The 1,352-nt window shown below is 45.8% G+C and carries 2 protein-coding genes; one reads left to right on the plus strand and one right to left on the minus strand.

Features of this window, described 5'->3' with window-relative positions; all coding sequences use genetic code 11:
* Window positions 1-81: 81 nt before the first annotated feature.
* Window positions 82-699, plus strand: a complete 618-nt coding sequence (gene cysC / locus R7Q11_RS24745; protein ID WP_005454655.1) for an adenylyl-sulfate kinase — start codon at window positions 82-84, stop codon at window positions 697-699.
* Window positions 700-789: 90 nt separating this feature from the next.
* On the opposite strand, the gene R7Q11_RS24750 is transcribed toward cysC, so the two are convergent.
* Window positions 790-1,352 (minus strand): TIGR03899 family protein (locus R7Q11_RS24750; RefSeq protein WP_225466831.1); only part of this gene is annotated, 563 nt, incomplete at its 5' end.

Raw genomic sequence — 1,352 nt, forward strand, 5'->3', positions numbered from 1 at the left:
TCGATTGTGTATTCCGTATTGGTACTGACATTGATTCCGGTCTTCTTTCCGTTTTAATTCCGATAAATACAAGGATTCGTTATGACCGCTGAAACACCGGTAAAAGATGAAAACATTGTCTGGCATCAGCACACGGTTGATAAACAGTTTCGTGCTGAGCTGAAAAAACAGAAACCAGCAGTGCTTTGGTTTACTGGTTTATCTGGTGCAGGTAAGTCAACCGTCGCGGGCGCGCTGGAGAATCGTTTAGCTGAGTTGGGTTACCACACTTATTTGTTGGACGGTGATAATGTTCGTCATGGCCTGTGTAGTGATCTAGGCTTTTCTGAACAAGATCGTCGTGAAAATATTCGTCGTATTGGCGAGTTGGCGAAACTGATGGCAGATGCGGGTTTGATTGTGTTGTCCGCGTTCATTTCTCCTCACCGTGCTGAGCGTCAACTCGTTCGCGATTTACTGCCCGAAGGTGAGTTCATTGAAGTGTTTGTGAATGCATCTCTCGAAGTGTGCGAAGGCCGAGATCCAAAAGGTTTATACAAAAAAGCGCGAGCAGGTGAGATCCCAAATTTCACGGGTATTGATTCCGAATATCAAGCGCCAATCAATCCAGAAATCGATTTGCCAGCAGGCGAGAAGAGCGTCGAAGAGTTGGTTGAGTTGTGTTTGAATGAGCTTAAACAGCGTCGTGTGATCAGCTAACTCAGCTTTTGGATCATGGGTGGAAAAAAGCCTCGTGTAATGCTTGAGGAGCTTTTAGATCATAGGTGACCTAAAGCTCCTAGAGCGAAACTAAACGGTATAGTTCACGCTGCTGCTTGCTTCGGTGCTTACGCTAAACTTTTGATTTAACAAGGCGAGCATTTGATCGTAGTACTGGGAGTTTGGCTTGTTGCCAAGCAGTTTGCACAGTTCGTTACCCGTCGGCGTGAAACGGTAGTACAGCAGACGGATGCCCTTCGTATTCACTTGCAGAGACAAATTCTTGCCTTGATATGCCAGTATCAATGGCGTTTCAATGCCGATCTCTCCTGATTCCAGTTCTGTGCTATGCAGTAACCCCAATTCAATCAATACTAATAGACTTGAGTACGGCAATTGAAAGCTGCCCATATTCAGATTGCTGGTGGTATCTCGTTTGCCAAAGTTGAATATTCCGCCATGTGCCTTATAGCCTATCAATAACTTTTTACTGTTATCGCCGCCAAAACTGCACGCCAAAGAGGCTGCTCTTTGTAGTGTTTGCGCTTCTTTTGGGGACATATCCTTAAGGACTTTCAGCGCTTTCATCGACGTGGAGCCTGGGTTGGTCACTTCACGCTTCATCACTTGCGCCCACAACTTCTGCATTGAAC

This window comes from Vibrio sp. 970 (assembly GCF_033339075.1).